Here is a 17992-nt window from a genome sequence, read left to right on the forward strand (position 1 = left end):
ATCTTGACTGAAAAATAGACTTAATTGAATAGCGTTATTGTAGCGGGGTTTGTTAAAGGATATAAGTGAAAAGCTCAGTTAATAACTTCGACGACTAAAAAAAGCTTAAATTTAAACACGGACCTTAGCAACAAGCACAAAAAAGCCCACTTTAAAGTGGGCTTTTTATAAACCAGATAGGCTTACTTTTTACGTAATTGCTGAATAACACGTAGTTGTGCTACCGCTTCAGCTAGTTGCATTGCCGCTTGATTATAATCAAGCTCTGACGATGCACCTTTTGCCATTTGCGCTTCAGCGTCACGTTTAGCTTGCTCTGCAGCTTGTTCGTCTAGGTCTTCACCACGAACGGCTGTGTCTGCAAGTACGGTCACTATGTTCGGTTGAACTTCTAGTGTACCACCAGCAATATAGATGAGTTCTTCTTCACCAAATTGCTTAACTAAACGCACCATACCAGGTTTAAGGGCAGTTAGTAGTGGCGCGTGACCGGCATTAACACCAAGCTCACCTTCACTACCAGATACTTGAATCGATTCAACCAAACCAGAAAACAAGTTCTGCTCTGCGCTTACTACGTCAAGATGTACAGTCATAGCTGCCATACTACCCTCCTAATTACATGCTTTTGGCTTTTTCTTGAGCTTCTTCGATAGAGCCAACCATGTAGAACGCTTGCTCTGGAAGGTCATCAAACTCACCGTTTAAAATGCCTTTGAAGCCAGCAATTGTGTCTTTAAGTGAAACGTATTTACCTGACGCACCTGTAAATACCTCTGCCACGAAGAACGGCTGAGATAGGAAACGTTGGATTTTACGTGCACGAGATACAAGTTGCTTATCTTCGTCAGAAAGCTCGTCCATACCTAGGATTGCGATGATGTCTTTAAGTTCTTTGTAACGCTGAAGAACTGTTTGAACGCCACGCGCTGTATCGTAGTGCTCTTGACCAATTACTAGTGGGTCAAGTTGACGTGAAGATGAATCAAGTGGATCTACCGCTGGGTAAATACCAAGTGATGCGATATCACGTGAAAGTACTACTGTTGCATCTAAGTGAGCAAACGTTGTTGCTGGAGATGGATCCGTTAAATCATCCGCAGGTACGTATACCGCTTGGATTGATGTGATTGAACCCGTCTTAGTAGATGCAATACGCTCTTGAAGTACACCCATTTCTTCAGCTAGTGTAGGCTGGTAACCTACTGCTGATGGCATACGACCAAGTAGTGCAGATACTTCTGTACCCGCAAGTGTGTAACGGTAGATGTTATCTACGAAGAAAAGTACATCGCGACCTTCGTCACGGAACTTTTCAGCCATAGTAAGACCTGTTAACGCTACGCGTAAACGGTTACCTGGAGGCTCGTTCATCTGACCGTATACAAGCGATACTTTATCAAGTACGTTTGAATCGTTCATTTCATGGTAGAAATCGTTACCCTCACGAGTACGCTCACCAACACCTGCGAATACTGAGTAGCCGCTGTGCTCGATTGCGATGTTACGGATAAGTTCCATCATGTTTACGGTTTTACCAACACCGGCACCACCGAATAAACCAACTTTACCACCTTTAGCAAACGGACATACAAGGTCGATTACCTTGATACCTGTTTCTAAAAGTTCTACTGAACTTGATTGCTCTTCGTATGAAGGCGCTGCACGGTGAATAGACATACGGTCTTCTTCGCCGATTGGGCCAGCTTCATCGATTGGCTCACCAAGTACGTTCATGATACGACCAAGTGTTGCTTTACCAACTGGAACTTGAATCGCTTCACCTGTGTTTGATACTGCTGCACCACGACGTAAACCGTCTGTAGTACCTAGTGCGATAGTACGTACCACACCGCCACCTAGCTGCTGTTGAACTTCTAGAGTCAAACCAGCTAAATCGCCATCTGTTACTTTTAGCGCGTCATATACGGCTGGCACGTTGTCTTGTGAAAATTCAATATCCACAACGGCACCGATAATTTGGACGACCTTACCTAAACTCATGTCTATTCCTCTCGTTAATCTTTGCCTGAAGCATTAAACTGCGGCTGAACCAGAAACAATCTCACTAATTTCTTGTGTGATTGCCGCTTGGCGGGCCTTGTTGTAAACAAGCTGTAACTCATCCATAAGGTCGCCAGCGTTATCAGTTGCGGCTTTCATCGCAACCATACGGGCAGCCTGTTCAGAGGCAGCGTTCTCAACCACACCTTGGTATACCTGAGATTCTACAAAGCGAACTAACAAAGACTCTAAAATAGCGTCTGGGTTAGGTTCGTATAAGTAGTCCCATGTGTGGGCAGATACTTCTTCTTCAGCTTTTGGCAAAGGGAGTAACTGATCTATTGTTGGCTCTTGCTTCATGGTATTAACGAAGTTGTTATATACCAGGAATAAACGGTCAATTTTACCTTCAGAGAATGCATCAAGCATTACTTTTACAGGACCAATAACGTCTTGTACTGAAGGTTTATCTCCTAGGCCTGCTTTTTTAGCAAGCACTTGACCACCAAAGCGTTGAAAGAAACCAGCAGCTTTGCTGCCTAAAGTTGCAAACTCTGCGTCTACACCTTTTTCTTTCCATGCTTTTATGTCTAATGCAACTTTCTTAAACTCGTTTGAGTTTAGGCCGCCACATAGACCACGGTCAGTAGAGATAACAATATAACCAACTCGTTTTACTTCACGTTCTTCTAAGAACGGGTGAGTAAAATCAAGATTTGCTTGAGCAACACGACCAATCACTTTGCGTAATTTGTCAGCGTATGGACGGCTTGAAGCCACTCGTTCTTGCGCCTTTTTCATTTTAGACGCAGCAACCATTTCCATTGCGCTAGTGATCTTTTGAGTATTTTTAATACTCCCGATCTTGCTTTTAATCTCTTTTCCGCTGGCCATGACTCTCTCTCCGAATCAAGGTGTGCTTTAGTAAACTAAAGCGCACCATTAATAACTAAATTACCAAGTTTGCGTAGACTTGAACTTCTCTAGAAGTTCTTTAAGTTGCGCTTCGATCTCGGCGTTGTAGTTACCAGTTTCATTGATTTGAGCCACAAGCTCTGCGTATGTGCTACTTGCGTAAGAAAGTAAAGCTGCTTCGAAATCCATGATTTTAGCGATCTCGATATCTTTAAGATAACCTTTCTCAGCTGCAAATAACGACAAAGACATTTCAGCAACAGACATTGGCGCGTACTGTTTCTGCTTCATTAGCTCTGTTACACGCTCACCATGCTCAAGTTGAGCACGTGTAGCATCGTCAAGGTCAGACGCGAACTGCGAGAACGCAGCTAATTCACGGTACTGAGCTAGGGCTAGACGGATACCGCCACCTAGTTTCTTAACGATTTTAGTTTGTGCAGCACCACCAACACGCGATACCGAGATACCAGCATTTACTGCCGGACGGATACCTGAGTTGAATAAGTCAGTTTCTAAGAAGATCTGACCATCGGTGATAGAGATAACGTTAGTCGGTACAAACGCAGAAACGTCGCCGCCTTGAGTTTCAATGATTGGCAATGCCGTCAATGAACCAGTTTGTCCTTTCACTTCACCGTTAGTGAACTTTTCAACGTAATCAGCGTTTACACGCGATGCACGCTCTAAAAGACGCGAGTGAAGGTAGAATACGTCACCTGGGTATGCTTCACGACCTGGTGGACGCTTAAGTAGTAATGAGATTTGACGGTAAGCAACAGCTTGCTTAGATAAATCATCATATACGATTAATGCGTTTTCACCACGGTCACGGAAGTATTCACCCATAGTACAGCCCGAGAACGGTGCTAAGTACTGAAGTGCCGCAGACTCAGAAGCAGATGCTACAACTACGATAGTATTTGCAAGTGCACCGTGCTCTTCTAATTTACGTACCACGTTAGCAATAGTAGATGCTTTTTGACCAACCGCTACGTACACACACTTAACGCCTGTGTCTTTTTGGTTGATGATCGCATCGATTGCTAGTGCAGTTTTACCTGTTTGGCGGTCACCGATTACAAGCTCACGCTGACCACGACCAACTGGAATCATCGCATCAATAGATTTGTAACCAGTTTGTACTGGCTCATCTACAGATTGACGTTCGATTACACCTGGTGCAATTTTTTCTACAGGTTCAAACCCGTCGTTGTCTAAAGCGCCTTTACCATCGATAGGAGCACCTAGTGTGTTTACAACACGACCAAGTAAGCCAGCACCAACAGGAACTTCTAAGATACGACCAGTTGTGTATACTTTTACGCCTTCAGTAAGGTCAGCGTATGGACCCATTACTACTGCACCAATTGAGTCGCGCTCAAGGTTTAGTGCGATAGCATAACGGTTGCCAGGAAGCTCAATCATCTCACCTTGCATACAGTCAGCTAGACCGTGGATGCGGATGATACCGTCAGTAACAGATACAATTGTACCTTCGTTACGAGCTTCACTTACAACTTCGAACTTCTCAATACGTTGTTTGATTAGTTCTGAAATTTCAGTGGAATTAAGTTGCATGCTCTTTTTCCCAATTACGATTGTAGTGTTGTGGCTAAGCGGTTTAATTTTCCGCGTACAGAGCCGTCGATTACAGTGTCGCCTGCCTTAATAATAAGGCCGCCAACTACTGACGCGTCTTCACTACAATTCAGCTTAACTTTGCGTGCGAAACGTTTTTCAAGTGTCGCTACCAATGACTCTTGCTGCGCTGCAGTAAGAGGGGTTGCCGAAATCACGTCTACATCGATTTCTTTGTCATACTCTGCTTTAAACGCAGCGAATAACTGTGCAACCTCAGGCAGTGCAATCAAACGTCCATTTTCAGCCATCACCTTCACTAGGTTCTGACCTTGTTCGTTGAGTTGCTCTGCGCATAAGTTAATAAATAACTCAGCTTGTGCAGAAGCAGTAGGCAATCCAGCTAAAATGGCTGATGCTTGCTCGTCGCTGGCAACGTGGCCAGCGAAAAACAACATGTCATTCCAGCTTTCAATAGCGCCTTTTTCAACGGCAAGTTCAAAAGCCGCTTTAGCGTATGGGCGAGCGATAGTAGTCAATTCAGACATGCTCATACCCTCCTAATTACAGCTCAGCGACAAGTTTTTCAACGATGTCACTATGTGCGGCTTGATTGATTTCACGCTCTAAAATTCTCTCTGCGCCAACCACAGCCAGTGTTGCTACTTGCTTACGTAGCTCTTCTGTCACACGGTTACGCTCTGATTCAATTTCAGAGTGCCCTTGAGCAATAATTTTTTCACGCTCTTCTTGTCCACGAACTGTTTCTTCGTCAACAATTAGCACGGCACGCTTTTTAGCTTGATCAATGATATCAGCCGCTTGAGCTTTTGCATCTTTAAGCTGTTCTGCAGCTTTTTGTTGCGCAAGTTCTAAGTCTTTTTCGGCTCTATCAGAGGCAGCTAAACCATCTTCGATTTTCTTCTGGCGAGCTTCAATTGCACCGTTTAGTGGTGGCCATACGAACTTCATACAAAAAAGTACGAACACCGTAAACGCAATTAATTCACCGATAAGAGTGGCGTTTAAGTTCACAACCGCTCCTCCTTAAATAGTAAGCTGTTCAAAAAATAAAATTAAAGTACGAACAACAATACCATCGCGATACCAACACCAATCATTGCTACAGCATCGATTAGACCAGCAAGGATAAACATTTTAACTTGTAGCGATGGTGCAAGCTCAGGTTGACGCGCACATGCTTCAAGGAATTTACCGCCCATGTTACCAAAACCAATCGCTGTACCGATTGCACCAAAACCAATTAGTAGTGCAACTGCAATGTATTTTAAGCCGTTTAAAAGTTCTAAAGCTTCCATTTATTTCTCCAAAGTTTCAATTGTATTAAAAGTTAAAGTAAAATTGTAAATCTAGTAATTAGTGATTATCTGAACTTGCCATGCTTAGGTATACGATTGTTAGCATCATGAATACGAATGCTTGCAATACGATTACTAAGATATGGAATACAGCCCAAACAAAGTGCAACGGTAGTTGCATTAAGCCAATCGCACCTATAAGGATGAAGATTAGTTCACCTGCATATAAGTTACCGAACAAACGCAGCGCCAGTGAAAACGGCTTAGAAACCAATGCGATAAGCTCTAGTAATAGATTGAATGGGATTAAAAGAATCTGCATAGCTGTATTGTTTGAACTAAACGGGTGAAGTGTTAGCTCTTTAATAAAACCGCCGATACCTTTAATTTTAATTGAGTAACCAATCATTAATATAAACACACCTAGCGCCAGCGCTGCAGTTAAGTTTATATCTGTTGTTGGTACAATTTTCATGTATACGTCGTGTGAGTCCATGCCAAAGGCTTGCTCACCTACTAAACCAGCAAATGCAGGTAAGAAGTCAACTGGGATTAAATCCATTAAGTTCATTAAGAATATCCAAACGAATATCGTTAATGCTAATGGTGCAATCAGCTTGCTTTTACCATGGAAAGTATCACGTACGTTGTCGCCAACGAACTCAACTATCATTTCAATGAAACACTGAAATTTACCTGGTACGCCCAATGTTGATTTTTTAGCGGCACTACGGAAGATCCATAAAAAGATAAGACCTAGTCCGATTGACCATGCGAGGGTATCTACATGCCATGTCCAAAAACCACTGTCCGTACATGCTTTATTGAAGGCTAGACCGGCGTCGGTCGAGCACATCTTAGCATTGGTTAAGTGGTGCTGGATATGGCTAGATAGAGTAACTTCTTCTGCAGCCATGTTATATCCCAAAAGTTAATGTTTAAAAAAAACGGGTGCAAACAATCCAGTGAATAAAGCCAGTACATAGATACTAAAAAAGGGCAGTAGAACTACCGGAAAATGCTTTAGTACTAGCGCAAACAATATGATTGTCAGCATAAACTTTAGTGCGTTACCGCGTTTTAACGCGTTATACGCTTGTTCTGCACGACTCGCCCCCATAAATCGGAATGCGTAAAGTGCAAAAACACAGTGAGGAAGTATCGCAACTGCACCACCAGCTAACGCTGACAGACTGGCTTCAACTCCCAAACCAATAAAAATAATTACGGCAGCAAATAATGCTACAACACCCTGAAGACAAATTAGTTTAAATGCGGCAAGCCTATACGGACTTGCTAACTTATTATTCACTTTTTGTTAACCTTAATGGCGTTCAAATCGTTAGGGTGTGAAAACTGGCGAAATTATACTGTATCCTGCCAGTTTTGCAACTTGAGTAGAGTGTTTGTAACACAAATTTGCTACAAATGTCTCTTTTTAGACATGTAATAGATCAATGGTGGGTATTGTCGTGATTAATACGATTCAAAATGCCGTCAAGCTCGTCTAAATTAGTATATGAAATAACCAATTTACCTTTGCCTTTTTTGTTGTAGTTTATCTCTACTTTAGCACCTAGGTTTTCAGCTAATTGTTGTTCTAACTGTTTAACATCTGGGTCTTTTTGGTGTTCTTGCTTGGCGGGTGCTGGCTCTAAAATTGCTCGCACTAGCTTTTCAGTTTCTCTCACTGTTAGTGCCTTTGCAACGGCGGTTCGTGCTGCGTCAGACTGCGCTTCGCCTTCAAGTGCTAGTAAACAACGCGCATGGCCCATTTCAATGTCACCATGTTCTAACAGAATTTTTACATCACTATTTAAATTATTTAAACGTAATAAGTTTGTTACGGTGGTTCTTGATTTACCAACTGCATCAGCCACTTGCTGATGTGTTAATTCAAACTCATTTAATAAACGATTAAGCGCAACCGCTTCTTCCATTGCATTTAAATCTTCACGCTGAATATTTTCAATCAGTGCTATAGCAACGGCGGCTTCATCGGGTACATCTTTAATAATACACGGAACTGCGTCTAGTTTTGCAATTTGCGCTGCGCGCCAACGACGTTCACCGGCAATAATTTCATAGCTATTGTGGGCAATAGGGCGCACAACGATAGGTTGAATAATTCCTTGTGAGCGAATAGAGCCGGCAAGTTCTTCGAGTGCCTCTTCAGACATGTCTTTACGAGGTTGGTACTTGCCTGAATGCAAAAACTCAATAGGCAATGTTTGTAACGGGTTATCTGTAGCACTAACGGTGCTTTTGACAACCTCTGTTACGTTTTGTGTGTCTTGTTCCTTGCTGGCGCTCGGTGCAGGCTTAGACGAACTTAAAAGTGCATCGAGTCCTCGGCCTAAACCTCGTTTTTTAGCAGACATGTTATTTTTTACCTCAAAGTTAGGCGACAACGGACGCTGTTTTTTCTTTTCTGCGCAGCATTTCACCGGCAAGTGCCAAATACGCTTTTGCGCCACTTGATGCTCTGTCGTAATACATAGCAGGTGCACCAAAACTTGGCGCCTCAGCTAGACGAACATTTCGTGGGATCACAGTGCGATACACTTTATCACCAAAATGTTGTTTTAATTGTTCTGAAACGTCGTTTGCTAGGCGGTTACGCGGATCGTACATAGTGCGTAATATGCCTTCAATTTTTAATTCAGGATTTACTAATTTAGCCAATTGCGTAATGGTATCCATTAATGCTGTTAGTCCTTCCAGTGCATAATATTCACATTGCATTGGTACTAAAATAGAATCTGCAGCGGCCATAGCATTAACAGTTAACATGTTTAATGAAGGCGGGCAGTCTATAAATATAAACTCGTATTGGTCCTGAATTTTTTCAAGTGCATTACGAAGACGCACTTCACGGGCAAATAATTCCATTAGTTTAACTTCGGCAGCGGTTACGTCTCCGTTTGCTGCAATCATATGGTATTCGCCAGATGTTTCTTTAATGATCACGTCTTCAATGGGCTTATCTTCAATAAGTAGGTCGTAAATAGTGGGCACGTCGCCATATTTATCTACACCACTGCCCATAGTGGCATTACCTTGCGGGTCGAGATCAATTAACAGCACTTTACGCTTCGTTGCGGCCATAGACGCAGCGAGATTAACAGCGGTCGTAGTTTTACCTACACCCCCTTTTTGATTTGCTAATGCGATGACTTTTGCCACAGTGTCTCTGATCCCTAGTCTTTAGAAAGAATAATTAAATGTCGTTGTGCATCTAACTCAGGTACTTCTAATGCAATTTTTTTCTCGAACTTTACGCCAGCGGGTAATGACTCTAACTCTTCGCTAGGGTATACGCCTTTAAGCGCAATAAAATGGCCAGATTGATCAATTAGGTGTGAACACCAGTCAACCATATCTTGTAATGATGCAAATGCACGACTGAGTACGCCATCTAATTTAACACTTGGCTGATATTCTTCAACTCTTGACTGTACCGGGGTAACATTATCAAGCCCAAGTTCATGCTTCACGTGCATTAAAAAGCGTACACGCTTACCTAAGCTGTCGAGTAATACAAATTGAGTATTAGGAAGTGCAATAGCTAAAACAATACCAGGAAGCCCTGGGCCTGTACCAACATCAATATAATGATGACCGGGTAAATGAGGTGCAACAACAAGGCTATCCATAATATGCTTTACCATCATTTCTTGAGGTAAACGTACTGAGGTTAAGTTATACGCTTTGTTCCACTTATCCAATAGTTCAACGTAACGAACAAGCTGTTGCTGTTGTTTTTCTGTTAGCGCAATATCAGTTTGCGCTAACAATGTAGTTAATTGTTGTTGTAACACTAGGTGCCCTTACCGTTACGCAGATTTGCGTAATAAGCCTTGCTTCTTCAGATACACTAATAATAACGAAATAGCTGCTGGTGTGATACCAGAAATACGCGAAGCCTGACCAATAGTGTCTGGACGAGACTCTTCTAGTTTTGCCACTACCTCGTTTGATAAACCTGATACGGTTTTATAATCAAACTCTTTTGGTAAGATTGTTTCTTCATGGCGAAGCTGTTTATTGATCTCATCCTGCTGACGCGCAATGTAACCTGCGTATTTTGTATGGATCTCAACCTGCTCTAAAGCCGCTTTATTTGTAAACTCAGATCCTAAGCCTTCAATAGCCATTAGATCATCATAACGGATCTCTGGGCGGCGTAGTAATTCTTCTAAACTTGCTTCACGCGTTAATGGAGCTTTTAATAAAGCGTTTACTTGATCAATAACTGTATGATCTTTGTGAATCCACGTGTCTTTTATACGTTGTTTTTCTTTTTCAATAATTTCCATTTTTTCGTTAAATGCCTGCCAGCGCTCATCGTTAACTAAACCTAGCTCACGGCCTTTTTCAGTTAGACGAATATCGGCATTATCTTCACGCAACAATAAACGGTATTCAGCACGGCTGGTAAACATACGGTAAGGTTCTTTTGTACCAAGCGTTGCTAAGTCGTCAATTAATACACCAACGTATGCTTCGTCACGACGTGGCGTCCACGAATCTTTACCTTGCACTTTAAGTGCCGCGTTCATACCAGCAATTAAGCCCTGGGCTCCTGCTTCTTCGTAACCAGTAGTTCCGTTTATTTGGCCTGCAAAGAATAAGCCTTCAATAAATTTAGTTTCTAGTGATTGTTTTAAATCACGTGGATCAAAGTAATCGTATTCAATAGCATAACCTGGTCGACAAATATGTGCATTTTCAAAACCGGTGATCGATTGCACTATTTCTAATTGCACATCAAACGGTAGACTTGTCGAAATACCATTAGGGTAAAGCTCGTAAGATGTTAAACCCTCTGGCTCTACAAATATTTGGTGTTTGTCTTTATCTGCAAAGCGAACAATTTTATCTTCAATAGATGGGCAGTAACGTGGACCAATGCCTTCAATAACACCTGAGTACATAGGTGAACGATGCAAGTTTTTGCGTATAACATCATGTGTTTTTTCATTTGTGTAAGTGATGTAACACGGTATTTGTTGCGGGTGGTCACTTTGTTTACCTAAAAATGAAAATACAGGTGTAGGTGCATCGCCTGGTTGCTCCTGCATTTTGCTAAAATCAACCGTACGCGCATCAATACGTGGTGGAGTACCTGTTTTTAAACGATCTACTCTAAAAGGCTGTTCACGTAATCGTTGTGCTAAAGCTATTGATGGTGGATCGCCTGCACGTCCGCCTTTGTAATTTTCTAAACCAATATGTATTTGGCCACCTAAAAATGTACCTACGGTAAGTACTACACTAGGTGCACTAAAACGTAACCCCATTTGAGTTACTACGCCGGTTACTCGATCGTTTTCAACAATAAGATCATCACACGATTGCTGAAATATTTTTAAGTTTTCTTGATTTTGTAATGTGGTTTGAATAGCCGCTTTATACAAAGCGCGATCAGCTTGTGCACGGGTTGCACGAACCGCAGGTCCCTTTGAAGAATTTAAAGTACGAAATTGGATCCCGCCTTTATCAATAGCTTGTGCCATTGCACCGCCAAGCGCGTCAATTTCTTTTACCAAATGACCTTTGCCTATCCCACCAATTGCTGGGTTACAAGACATTTGACCAAGGGTATCCATATTGTGAGTTAGTAGCAGGGTATTCATCCCCATACGGGCAGCTGCCAATGCGGCTTCAGTGCCTGCATGTCCACCACCTACTACGATAACGTCAAAATTTTCATGAAAAATCATTAATGGGATCCTACTTAAATCAAACCGGTAAACTTCAAAAGGGAGCGTATTCTACCTAGAAATGAGCAGAAGATAAATGATTAAACTGTGCTCAGATCTAAGTAAGTGATCTCTAATAATATAAAGGATCTTTTAAAGAGATCTTTTAATACTATTACTACTACTGATCGGGTTTTCTGTTGATAAGCTTTAGATCTTGTTTAAAAACATTAAATTAGATCAGATCTAAAGGTGTTAATATGATCGGATCATCCCACAAATAAGCACTGATCAAAAAGCCACTTTATGCACAGGGGGCGATTAGTTAGATCTTATCCCATGGATAAGCATGCTTTAAAATGCAGTTTATTCAAACTTTATCCACATTATTAATTAAATTATTAGTAAATTGTGAGTAACTTTTATATGAGATTTTACTTGATCTCTTTATTTTAAACCTGTTTGGGTAACCCAAGTGTCTAACCAAGCGAGGGCTGTGTCTTCAGGGAGTGACTCGTCTAATATATTTAATTCTAAGCGTTCAGCCACTTTTATAGCGCCTTTTTTGCTTAGTAGTGCTTCTATATTGCGCCCTGCTAAGTTATATGTGTCGTAGCTGGTATCACCTAATGCAATAACCGAAAACTTTAAATGCTTTAAATCAGTTGATTGCGCTACTTGTTCTACAAAGCTTAAAAGGTTATCGGGATAATCACCTGCGCCATAAGTAGATGTACATATTAACCAGAGCGTATTGTGTTGATCTATTTCATTAAATTTTGGCTGATCATGGAGTTGGGTTGTAATACCTTGGTTATTTAGCTCATCGCTTAATTGCTCCGCAACATACTCGGCCGATCCCATTTGGCTGCCCACAATAATATTTACTGAACTCATGATTAGTTATGATCGCATTAGTTTTAATTGCTGCCTATGATAGCCGAGTACAAACTGCAGTAAAGGGAAGAGTGTGGGTTTGGATAACTATTTTTAGGCTAATTTTTAGATCATTGTTTAAAGTTTTTTTAAGTTGTTGATTTATATAGATGTAAAATAATACCTTCAAATGTAACCTTCTGATCAAACTGTTAATAAGATTGGGGGAAGTTCTGTTTAACTTTATACTCTATGTAACTAAAATTTTGTAAGTTATTGATTTTAAGCTTTTGTAAGTCCAATTATGATGAATGTTTAATATAGAAGTAATGTTGATCATTGTGTGGATATAAAGGGTGTTGATAACCGATTATTTAGATCGAAAATAATTTTAAATAACGATCAATTAAATATGATCTTATTAAATAAATATCAAAATAGTTTTTATAACGGCCGCTTTTTACTAAAAATAGAGCTAATAACGTGTATTTCAGCTAAAAAATTTTGGATTTTTGTCCAAAAAATGGAAATTGTGGATAACTGTTCTGACTAAATTTAAAGTTTTTGTGATATTCGATCATGCATTTACATGTTTGAGCTGGTGGATAGCGCGATCAATACACACTTGTGATCGCCTTATTTTTTGATATATAGCCAATTAAGGCTGCAATTTTAGCTAATAAAATATTAAAAACAGTGATTTCAGCTTGTTTTAAGGTTAATTATAGTGGCTTAACTTATTCGTATGTGTGAGATATATCACCTTAAATAGGCGGTTATATCTTGTAAAGTAGGTCATTAATAAGCTTTTAAAGATACTAATTTAGTGAAAATGAGAGCCTAAAATAGCACTCAGCTTATCTAAAAAATATCCATATGTTGATATAGGAAGGCTTAATTAAGGCAGTAAAAAAAGGGCGTTTTTACGCCCTTAATTTTTAATTATTTAATTGTTAGGTCTTTTATTTACCAATACAGAACGAGCTAAATATTTTTCCAAGTAGATCGTCTGAAGTAAACTCACCGGTTATTTCGTTTAAAAATTGCTGCGTTAGGCGCAGCTCTTCGGCCAAAATTTCACCTGCAACATGCATTTCAAGCTGCGTTTTACCCGTATCTAAATGATAAGCTGCGCTCTCTAAAGCGTCTAAATGACGGCGACGAGCCATAAAGCCACCTTCTGTTGCGCCGTCAAAACCTATACAGGCCTTCAAATGTTCACGAACGAGCTCTATACCTTCAGCGTTTTTAGCACTTAAACTTATGACCGGGTATTGTTGGTTTTCATCCAAGCCTACAACATCACCCGACAAATCGGCTTTGTTTCTGATCACTGTAACACCCATACCTTTTGGTAATTTTGCCATAAACTCTGGCCAAATTTTATGTGGGTCGGTGTCTACAGTATCGGTGCCATCAAGCATAAATAAAACGCGGTCGGCTTGGTTTATTTCATCCCATGCGCGCTCAATACCTATTTGCTCTACGCGGTCAGGGCTCTCACGAAGACCTGCGGTATCGATAATATGCAGTGGCATGCCATCAATATGGATGTGTTCGCGCAGTACGTCGCGGGTGGTACCTGCTATTTCGGTTACGATTGCTGCCTCTCGGCCTGCTAGGGCATTTAGTAAGCTTGATTTACCCGCGTTAGGACGACCTGCAATCACAACACGCATACCTTCGCGCATTATGCTTCCCTGTTTAGCTTGGTCAGTTACGGTGTTTAATTGGTTTATAATTGCGTTTAGATCGCCCGATACTTTGCCATCTGACAAAAAGTCTATTTCTTCATCTGGAAAGTCGATTGCTGCTTCTACGTACATACGAAGATGAATTACTTTTTCAACCAGTGTTTCAATGTGTTTAGAAAACTCACCTTGAAGTGATTGTAAGGCGCTTTTAGCTGCTTGTTCACTGGTGGCATTAATTAGGTCACTAATTGCTTCTGCTTGGGTTAAATCAAGCTTGTCGTTCATAAATGCACGCTCTGAAAACTCACCTGGTTTTGCTAAACGTACACCTTCTATTTTGCTAATTTCTTTAAGTAGCATATCAAGCACAACTGGACCACCATGACCTTGCAACTCAAGTACATCTTCACCAGTAAATGAGTTAGGTCCGGCAAAATAAATGGCAATACCTTGGTCAAGCTGATCGCCATTTAAGTTTTTAAATGGTACATAATCGGCGTATCTCACTTTTGGTATTTTACCAATAACTTTTTCAGCAACGCTTTTGGCAAGGCTGCCAGAAACCCGAATAATACCAACACCACCACGCCCAGGTGCGGTTGCTTGTGCTGCAATTGTGTCTTGATTGATCATGCTATTTAATTTACCAACAATGTCTACGTTATGGCGCTATTGTAACCTATGAAATTACCACTCGCGAATGCTCTGATAAAAAATGGGCAATAAAAAAGGCGACCTAAGTCGCCTTTATAATAAGTAGGGCTAAGTTAGCCTCTTACTTTTATTCCTTTCTTTTCCATACCGCGATAAATATAAAGCATTTGCGCGATTGAAATAAGGTTAGATACTAACCAGTAAAGTACTAAGCCTGATGGGAACCATAAGAAGAATACAGAGAAGATAACCGGCATAAAGGTCATCATTTTTTGCTGCATTGGATCGGTAACCGTCATAGGTTGAAGCTTTTGAGTTATAAACATACTTGCACCAAATAAAATTGGTAATACGTAGTATGGGTCTTGTGCTGATAAATCAGTTAACCAAAGCATAAACTCAGCATGGCGAAGTTCTGTTGATTCTAAAAATACATAAAACAACGCTAAGAAAATAGGCATTTGTAGCAAAATAGGGAAACAACCACCCATTGGGTTTACTTTCTCTTTTTTGTACATTTCCATAGTAGCTTGACCGAATTTTTGACGGTCATCACCATATTTTTCTTTAAGAGCTGCCATTTTTGGTTGAAGGGCACGCATTTTAGCCATTGACGTATATTGCGCTTTAGTTAGCGGGTACATCAATGATTTAACAATAATAGTGATAGCAATGATTGCTAAACCCCAGTTACCTAAACCGCCAACATTTATATCAAACAAGCCAAAGAATGAACCTTCGCCAGAGTATAAAAACTTCAGTAGTTCAAATAGTGGCTGTGAAATAAACCATAACCAGCCGTAGTCTACAGTTAGGTCTAAGTCAGGGTGAAGCGCTTCTAATACATCAGACTCTTTAGGGCCCATGTAGTAAATAGAAGTAATGGTTTGCTCTGAACCGGCTTGAACATTAACAGGTTCTGCTTTTGTACCAATGATAGCGGCGTTACTGCTTGTAATTAAGCTATAAAGGGTGTTGGTTTGGTCTTGCTTTGGTACCCACGCACTTACAAAGTAATGTTGAATAAATGCAATGTAACCACCTTGCGTGCTTTCATTTAGGTTTTTGTCGGCCATGTCAGAAAAGCTATACTTTTCGTACGGTTCTTCGTCTGTACCGTAAGCTGCACCTAAATAGTTTTGATCAACTAAGCTGCCTTTTTCTTGTACTGTGCGCTTAACTTGTGTGTAAAGCTGCACTTGAATAGGGGCACTGGTTGTATTGTTTACTGTGTATTCTAAGCCAACATCATACTGACCTTTTTTAAATACATACGTTTTAGTAAAGCTAACACCGTTGCTATCAGTAAACTGTAACGGTACGCGTAACTCATCACCTGTTAAGGTATAAGACGTTTGTTCGCTGTGGTAAGTAGGGCGACCGTTTGCAGATGCGTCTGGGCCATTTAAACCAATTAAACCACTTTGTGAAAAGTATTGATTACCATCAAATTCACCCAGCAGCATGAAAGGTGTTTCTTCGCCTTTCACTTCTTCGTATTGAAGTAAGTCCGATTCAACAATATCACCACCTTTGGTGTCGATTTTAACTTTAAACACATCTGTTGTTATTTCTATAACAGAACGTTTAGCTAATGTTGTTGAAGCCGGTAAGCCAGAGTCTGACGATGAAGGTATAAAATCATCCGATTCAGTTGAATTTGCTTGTTGCGTTTGTGTTGTGGCACTTGGATCGACTTTTGGCTGGTTATAATCATTATTCCATTCTTGGAACAATAAAAACGACACTAGCATTAGGCCAATGAATAAAAACGTGCGTTGCGATTCCATAACAGCTCTTATTTCTCGTGTTGGTGGTTAATATGGGTTATTTTTTCAGGTACTGGGTCATCACCACCTGAATGTAAAGGATGGCATTTTAATATGCGTTTTAATGCTAACCAACTTCCTTTTATCAATCCATGCAATTTAATTGCTTGAATTGCGTAATGTGAGCAGCTTGGATTAAAACGACAATGCGGACCTAATAGCGGGCTAATCCACTTTTGATAACCGCGGATCAATAACACTAAACATAATGTCGGTAAAGCAACAAGTGGTTTGAGTAACCTCATGATGTTTATGCCCCTAGTTAAATTTAGTGAGATAGATATCATGTATTTAAAGGCTCTATTGGAAATTTTAAATGCATGATTAAAAGGTGAGCTAAAGATACATTAATTAACCCTGTAATTCTATTGCTATTGGGTTTGTTTATTAGATTTAGCTGATTTGTTTGGGCGTTTCTTAAAGGGTGGAGGCTTAGGTGCACCTGGTTTACAGCGTTCGTTGATTTTTCGCCATAACTTGGTCAGTTGCTTGGTTAATTCTTCATTAGACTGCTCGTCAATGCCATTTTTAACCATAAGCACAATATCAATGTTATCGATGTTGTGTTGATTTAAACGAAAACTTTCGCGAGCAAGACGTTTAATACGGTTTCGTTGGCATGCCTTTTTTACACGTTTTTTAGCAACAGTAAGTCCTAACCTAGGTTTTTCTTGGTCATTGGGTTTAGCTAATAGAGTAAAGTAAGGAGTTGCAGCCCGAGCGGGTTCGTTAAATATACGAGAGTAATGCGAGGGAGTTAACAGACGTAACTCCCTGCCAAAGCTAAAGTCTTCCACTTATAAATTAAGCAGAAAGAACTTTGCGGCCTTTAGCGCGGCGACGTGCTAATACTTTACGGCCATTTACAGTTGCCATGCGAGCACGGAAACCGTGTGCACGTTTGCGTTTTAAAACGCTAGGTTGAAAAGTTCTTTTCATAACAATCTCATCCGATCGGTTAAAGTTAAAACATCCTATGCAGGTCGCGATCCTGGCACAGGTGCCATTGCGAGCGCGAGATATTATAGATGAAACGACCTAAAGTCAATCATAATTACGCGTTAAGCACCGTGTTTATTAAGCAGGCAGTTAGTGATCGTAAAGCGCGATCTAGTAGGATCATCATAAATAAGAAGTTTTCCACAGCCCTTGTATAAAAAGTGAATAAAAGCGGGGGAAAAGTAAATTGGATCGTAAAATTGGTTCGCGATCTTGGTGTTATTTTGTTATGATCTGTTATCAGGCTAATAATTAAAAATTTAATTAAATCAGGTTGTTAGCTTTTTTTCATGTCGTTATACATAATTTTATAAAAATCAGCCTTTTACTTGTGGATAAAGTGCCTTCATAATACTTGGTCTTGGGCCGCTTATTTGGCTATTTAAACGCAATAAATGCATGGTTTTTAACCATTT

The 17992-nt window shown here is 40.5% G+C and carries 19 protein-coding genes; all 19 read right to left on the reverse strand.

Features of this window, described 5'->3' with window-relative positions; genetic code table 11:
- Positions 1-182: 182 nt before the first annotated feature.
- Positions 183-605 (reverse strand): F0F1 ATP synthase subunit epsilon, encoded by a 423-nt coding sequence (locus MTP24_RS15865; RefSeq protein ID WP_006793948.1) that lies wholly within the window; start codon positions 603-605, stop codon positions 183-185.
- A gap of 13 nt (positions 606-618) precedes the next feature.
- Positions 619-2004: a F0F1 ATP synthase subunit beta gene (gene atpD / locus MTP24_RS15870; RefSeq protein WP_006793949.1), complete on the reverse strand. Its 1386-nt coding sequence runs from the start codon at positions 2002-2004 to the stop codon at positions 619-621.
- 33 nt (positions 2005-2037) lie between these two features.
- A complete protein-coding gene (atpG, locus tag MTP24_RS15875) occupies positions 2038-2898 on the reverse strand; it encodes a F0F1 ATP synthase subunit gamma (protein WP_010558110.1) in 861 nt (286 codons plus the stop codon).
- Positions 2899-2958: 60 nt separating this feature from the next.
- Positions 2959-4500, reverse strand: coding sequence for a F0F1 ATP synthase subunit alpha (atpA, locus tag MTP24_RS15880; protein WP_006793951.1), 1542 nt, complete (start codon positions 4498-4500; stop codon positions 2959-2961).
- Positions 4501-4514: 14 nt separating this feature from the next.
- The gene (atpH, locus tag MTP24_RS15885; protein ID WP_006793952.1) at positions 4515-5048 is read right to left on the reverse strand and encodes a F0F1 ATP synthase subunit delta; all 534 of its coding nucleotides are present in this window, start codon (positions 5046-5048) and stop codon (positions 4515-4517) included.
- A gap of 16 nt (positions 5049-5064) precedes the next feature.
- On the reverse strand, positions 5065-5535 hold the full coding sequence (gene atpF, locus MTP24_RS15890; RefSeq protein ID WP_006793953.1) for a F0F1 ATP synthase subunit B: 471 nt from the start codon (positions 5533-5535) through the stop codon (positions 5065-5067).
- A 41-nt stretch (positions 5536-5576) separates the two neighbouring features.
- Complete coding sequence (atpE, locus tag MTP24_RS15895; RefSeq protein ID WP_008112128.1) at positions 5577-5819, reverse strand: F0F1 ATP synthase subunit C; 243 nt, start codon at positions 5817-5819, stop codon at positions 5577-5579.
- Between the two features lie 58 nt (positions 5820-5877).
- Positions 5878-6735: a F0F1 ATP synthase subunit A gene (atpB, locus tag MTP24_RS15900; RefSeq protein ID WP_006793955.1), complete on the reverse strand. Its 858-nt coding sequence runs from the start codon at positions 6733-6735 to the stop codon at positions 5878-5880.
- A 15-nt stretch (positions 6736-6750) separates the two neighbouring features.
- Positions 6751-7131, reverse strand: a complete 381-nt coding sequence (locus MTP24_RS15905; RefSeq protein WP_006793956.1) for an ATP synthase subunit I — start codon at positions 7129-7131, stop codon at positions 6751-6753.
- A 142-nt stretch (positions 7132-7273) separates the two neighbouring features.
- Positions 7274-8200: a ParB/RepB/Spo0J family partition protein gene (locus MTP24_RS15910; protein WP_243532157.1), complete on the reverse strand. Its 927-nt coding sequence runs from the start codon at positions 8198-8200 to the stop codon at positions 7274-7276.
- A 19-nt stretch (positions 8201-8219) separates the two neighbouring features.
- Positions 8220-9005, reverse strand: coding sequence for a ParA family protein (locus MTP24_RS15915; RefSeq protein WP_006793958.1), 786 nt, complete (start codon positions 9003-9005; stop codon positions 8220-8222).
- A gap of 14 nt (positions 9006-9019) precedes the next feature.
- The gene (gene rsmG, locus MTP24_RS15920) at positions 9020-9640 is read right to left on the reverse strand and encodes a 16S rRNA (guanine(527)-N(7))-methyltransferase RsmG (protein ID WP_010558112.1); all 621 of its coding nucleotides are present in this window, start codon (positions 9638-9640) and stop codon (positions 9020-9022) included.
- A 15-nt stretch (positions 9641-9655) separates the two neighbouring features.
- Complete coding sequence (mnmG, locus tag MTP24_RS15925; protein ID WP_243532159.1) at positions 9656-11545, reverse strand: tRNA uridine-5-carboxymethylaminomethyl(34) synthesis enzyme MnmG; 1890 nt, start codon at positions 11543-11545, stop codon at positions 9656-9658.
- Between the two features lie 426 nt (positions 11546-11971).
- Complete coding sequence (mioC, locus tag MTP24_RS15930) at positions 11972-12421, reverse strand: FMN-binding protein MioC (protein WP_006793961.1); 450 nt, start codon at positions 12419-12421, stop codon at positions 11972-11974.
- A gap of 941 nt (positions 12422-13362) precedes the next feature.
- Complete coding sequence (gene mnmE / locus MTP24_RS15935) at positions 13363-14727, reverse strand: tRNA uridine-5-carboxymethylaminomethyl(34) synthesis GTPase MnmE (RefSeq protein WP_010558113.1); 1365 nt, start codon at positions 14725-14727, stop codon at positions 13363-13365.
- Between the two features lie 134 nt (positions 14728-14861).
- The gene (gene yidC / locus MTP24_RS15940) at positions 14862-16538 is read right to left on the reverse strand and encodes a membrane protein insertase YidC (RefSeq protein ID WP_010558114.1); all 1677 of its coding nucleotides are present in this window, start codon (positions 16536-16538) and stop codon (positions 14862-14864) included.
- 8 nt (positions 16539-16546) lie between these two features.
- A complete protein-coding gene (yidD, locus tag MTP24_RS15945) occupies positions 16547-16822 on the reverse strand; it encodes a membrane protein insertion efficiency factor YidD (protein ID WP_006793977.1) in 276 nt (91 codons plus the stop codon).
- 126 nt (positions 16823-16948) lie between these two features.
- Positions 16949-17374 carry a ribonuclease P protein component gene (gene rnpA, locus MTP24_RS15950; protein WP_006793978.1) on the reverse strand — a complete coding sequence of 142 codons (426 nt, stop codon included), beginning with the start codon at positions 17372-17374 and terminating at the stop codon, positions 16949-16951.
- Positions 17375-17381: 7 nt separating this feature from the next.
- Positions 17382-17516: a 50S ribosomal protein L34 gene (gene rpmH, locus MTP24_RS15955; protein WP_004335215.1), complete on the reverse strand. Its 135-nt coding sequence runs from the start codon at positions 17514-17516 to the stop codon at positions 17382-17384.
- Between the last annotated feature and the right edge of the window lie 476 nt (positions 17517-17992).

The organism is Pseudoalteromonas sp. APM04, assembly GCF_022809815.1.
GTDB lineage: Bacteria > Pseudomonadota > Gammaproteobacteria > Enterobacterales > Alteromonadaceae > Pseudoalteromonas > Pseudoalteromonas marina.

Bases quoted from the DNA above. Each gene is read 5' to 3' on its own strand.
- MTP24_RS15865 (WP_006793948.1), bottom strand. From the start codon at position 605: ATGGCAGCTATGACTGTACATCTTGACGTAGTAAGCGCAGAGCAGAAC.
- atpD (WP_006793949.1), bottom strand. From the start codon at position 2,004: ATGAGTTTAGGTAAGGTCGTCCAAATTATCGGTGCCGTTGTGGATATT.
- atpG (WP_010558110.1), bottom strand. From the start codon at position 2,898: ATGGCCAGCGGAAAAGAGATTAAAAGCAAGATCGGGAGTATTAAAAAT.
- atpA (WP_006793951.1), bottom strand. From the start codon at position 4,500: ATGCAACTTAATTCCACTGAAATTTCAGAACTAATCAAACAACGTATT.
- atpH (WP_006793952.1), bottom strand. From the start codon at position 5,048: ATGTCTGAATTGACTACTATCGCTCGCCCATACGCTAAAGCGGCTTTT.
- atpE (WP_008112128.1), bottom strand. From the start codon at position 5,819: ATGGAAGCTTTAGAACTTTTAAACGGCTTAAAATACATTGCAGTTGCA.
- atpB (WP_006793955.1), bottom strand. From the start codon at position 6,735: ATGGCTGCAGAAGAAGTTACTCTATCTAGCCATATCCAGCACCACTTA.
- MTP24_RS15910 (WP_243532157.1), bottom strand. From the start codon at position 8,200: ATGTCTGCTAAAAAACGAGGTTTAGGCCGAGGACTCGATGCACTTTTA.
- mnmG (WP_243532159.1), bottom strand. From the start codon at position 11,545: ATGATTTTTCATGAAAATTTTGACGTTATCGTAGTAGGTGGTGGACAT.
- mioC (WP_006793961.1), bottom strand. From the start codon at position 12,421: ATGAGTTCAGTAAATATTATTGTGGGCAGCCAAATGGGATCGGCCGAG.
- mnmE (WP_010558113.1), bottom strand. From the start codon at position 14,727: ATGATCAATCAAGACACAATTGCAGCACAAGCAACCGCACCTGGGCGT.
- yidC (WP_010558114.1), bottom strand. From the start codon at position 16,538: ATGGAATCGCAACGCACGTTTTTATTCATTGGCCTAATGCTAGTGTCG.
- yidD (WP_006793977.1), bottom strand. From the start codon at position 16,822: ATGAGGTTACTCAAACCACTTGTTGCTTTACCGACATTATGTTTAGTG.
- rpmH (WP_004335215.1), bottom strand. From the start codon at position 17,516: ATGAAAAGAACTTTTCAACCTAGCGTTTTAAAACGCAAACGTGCACAC.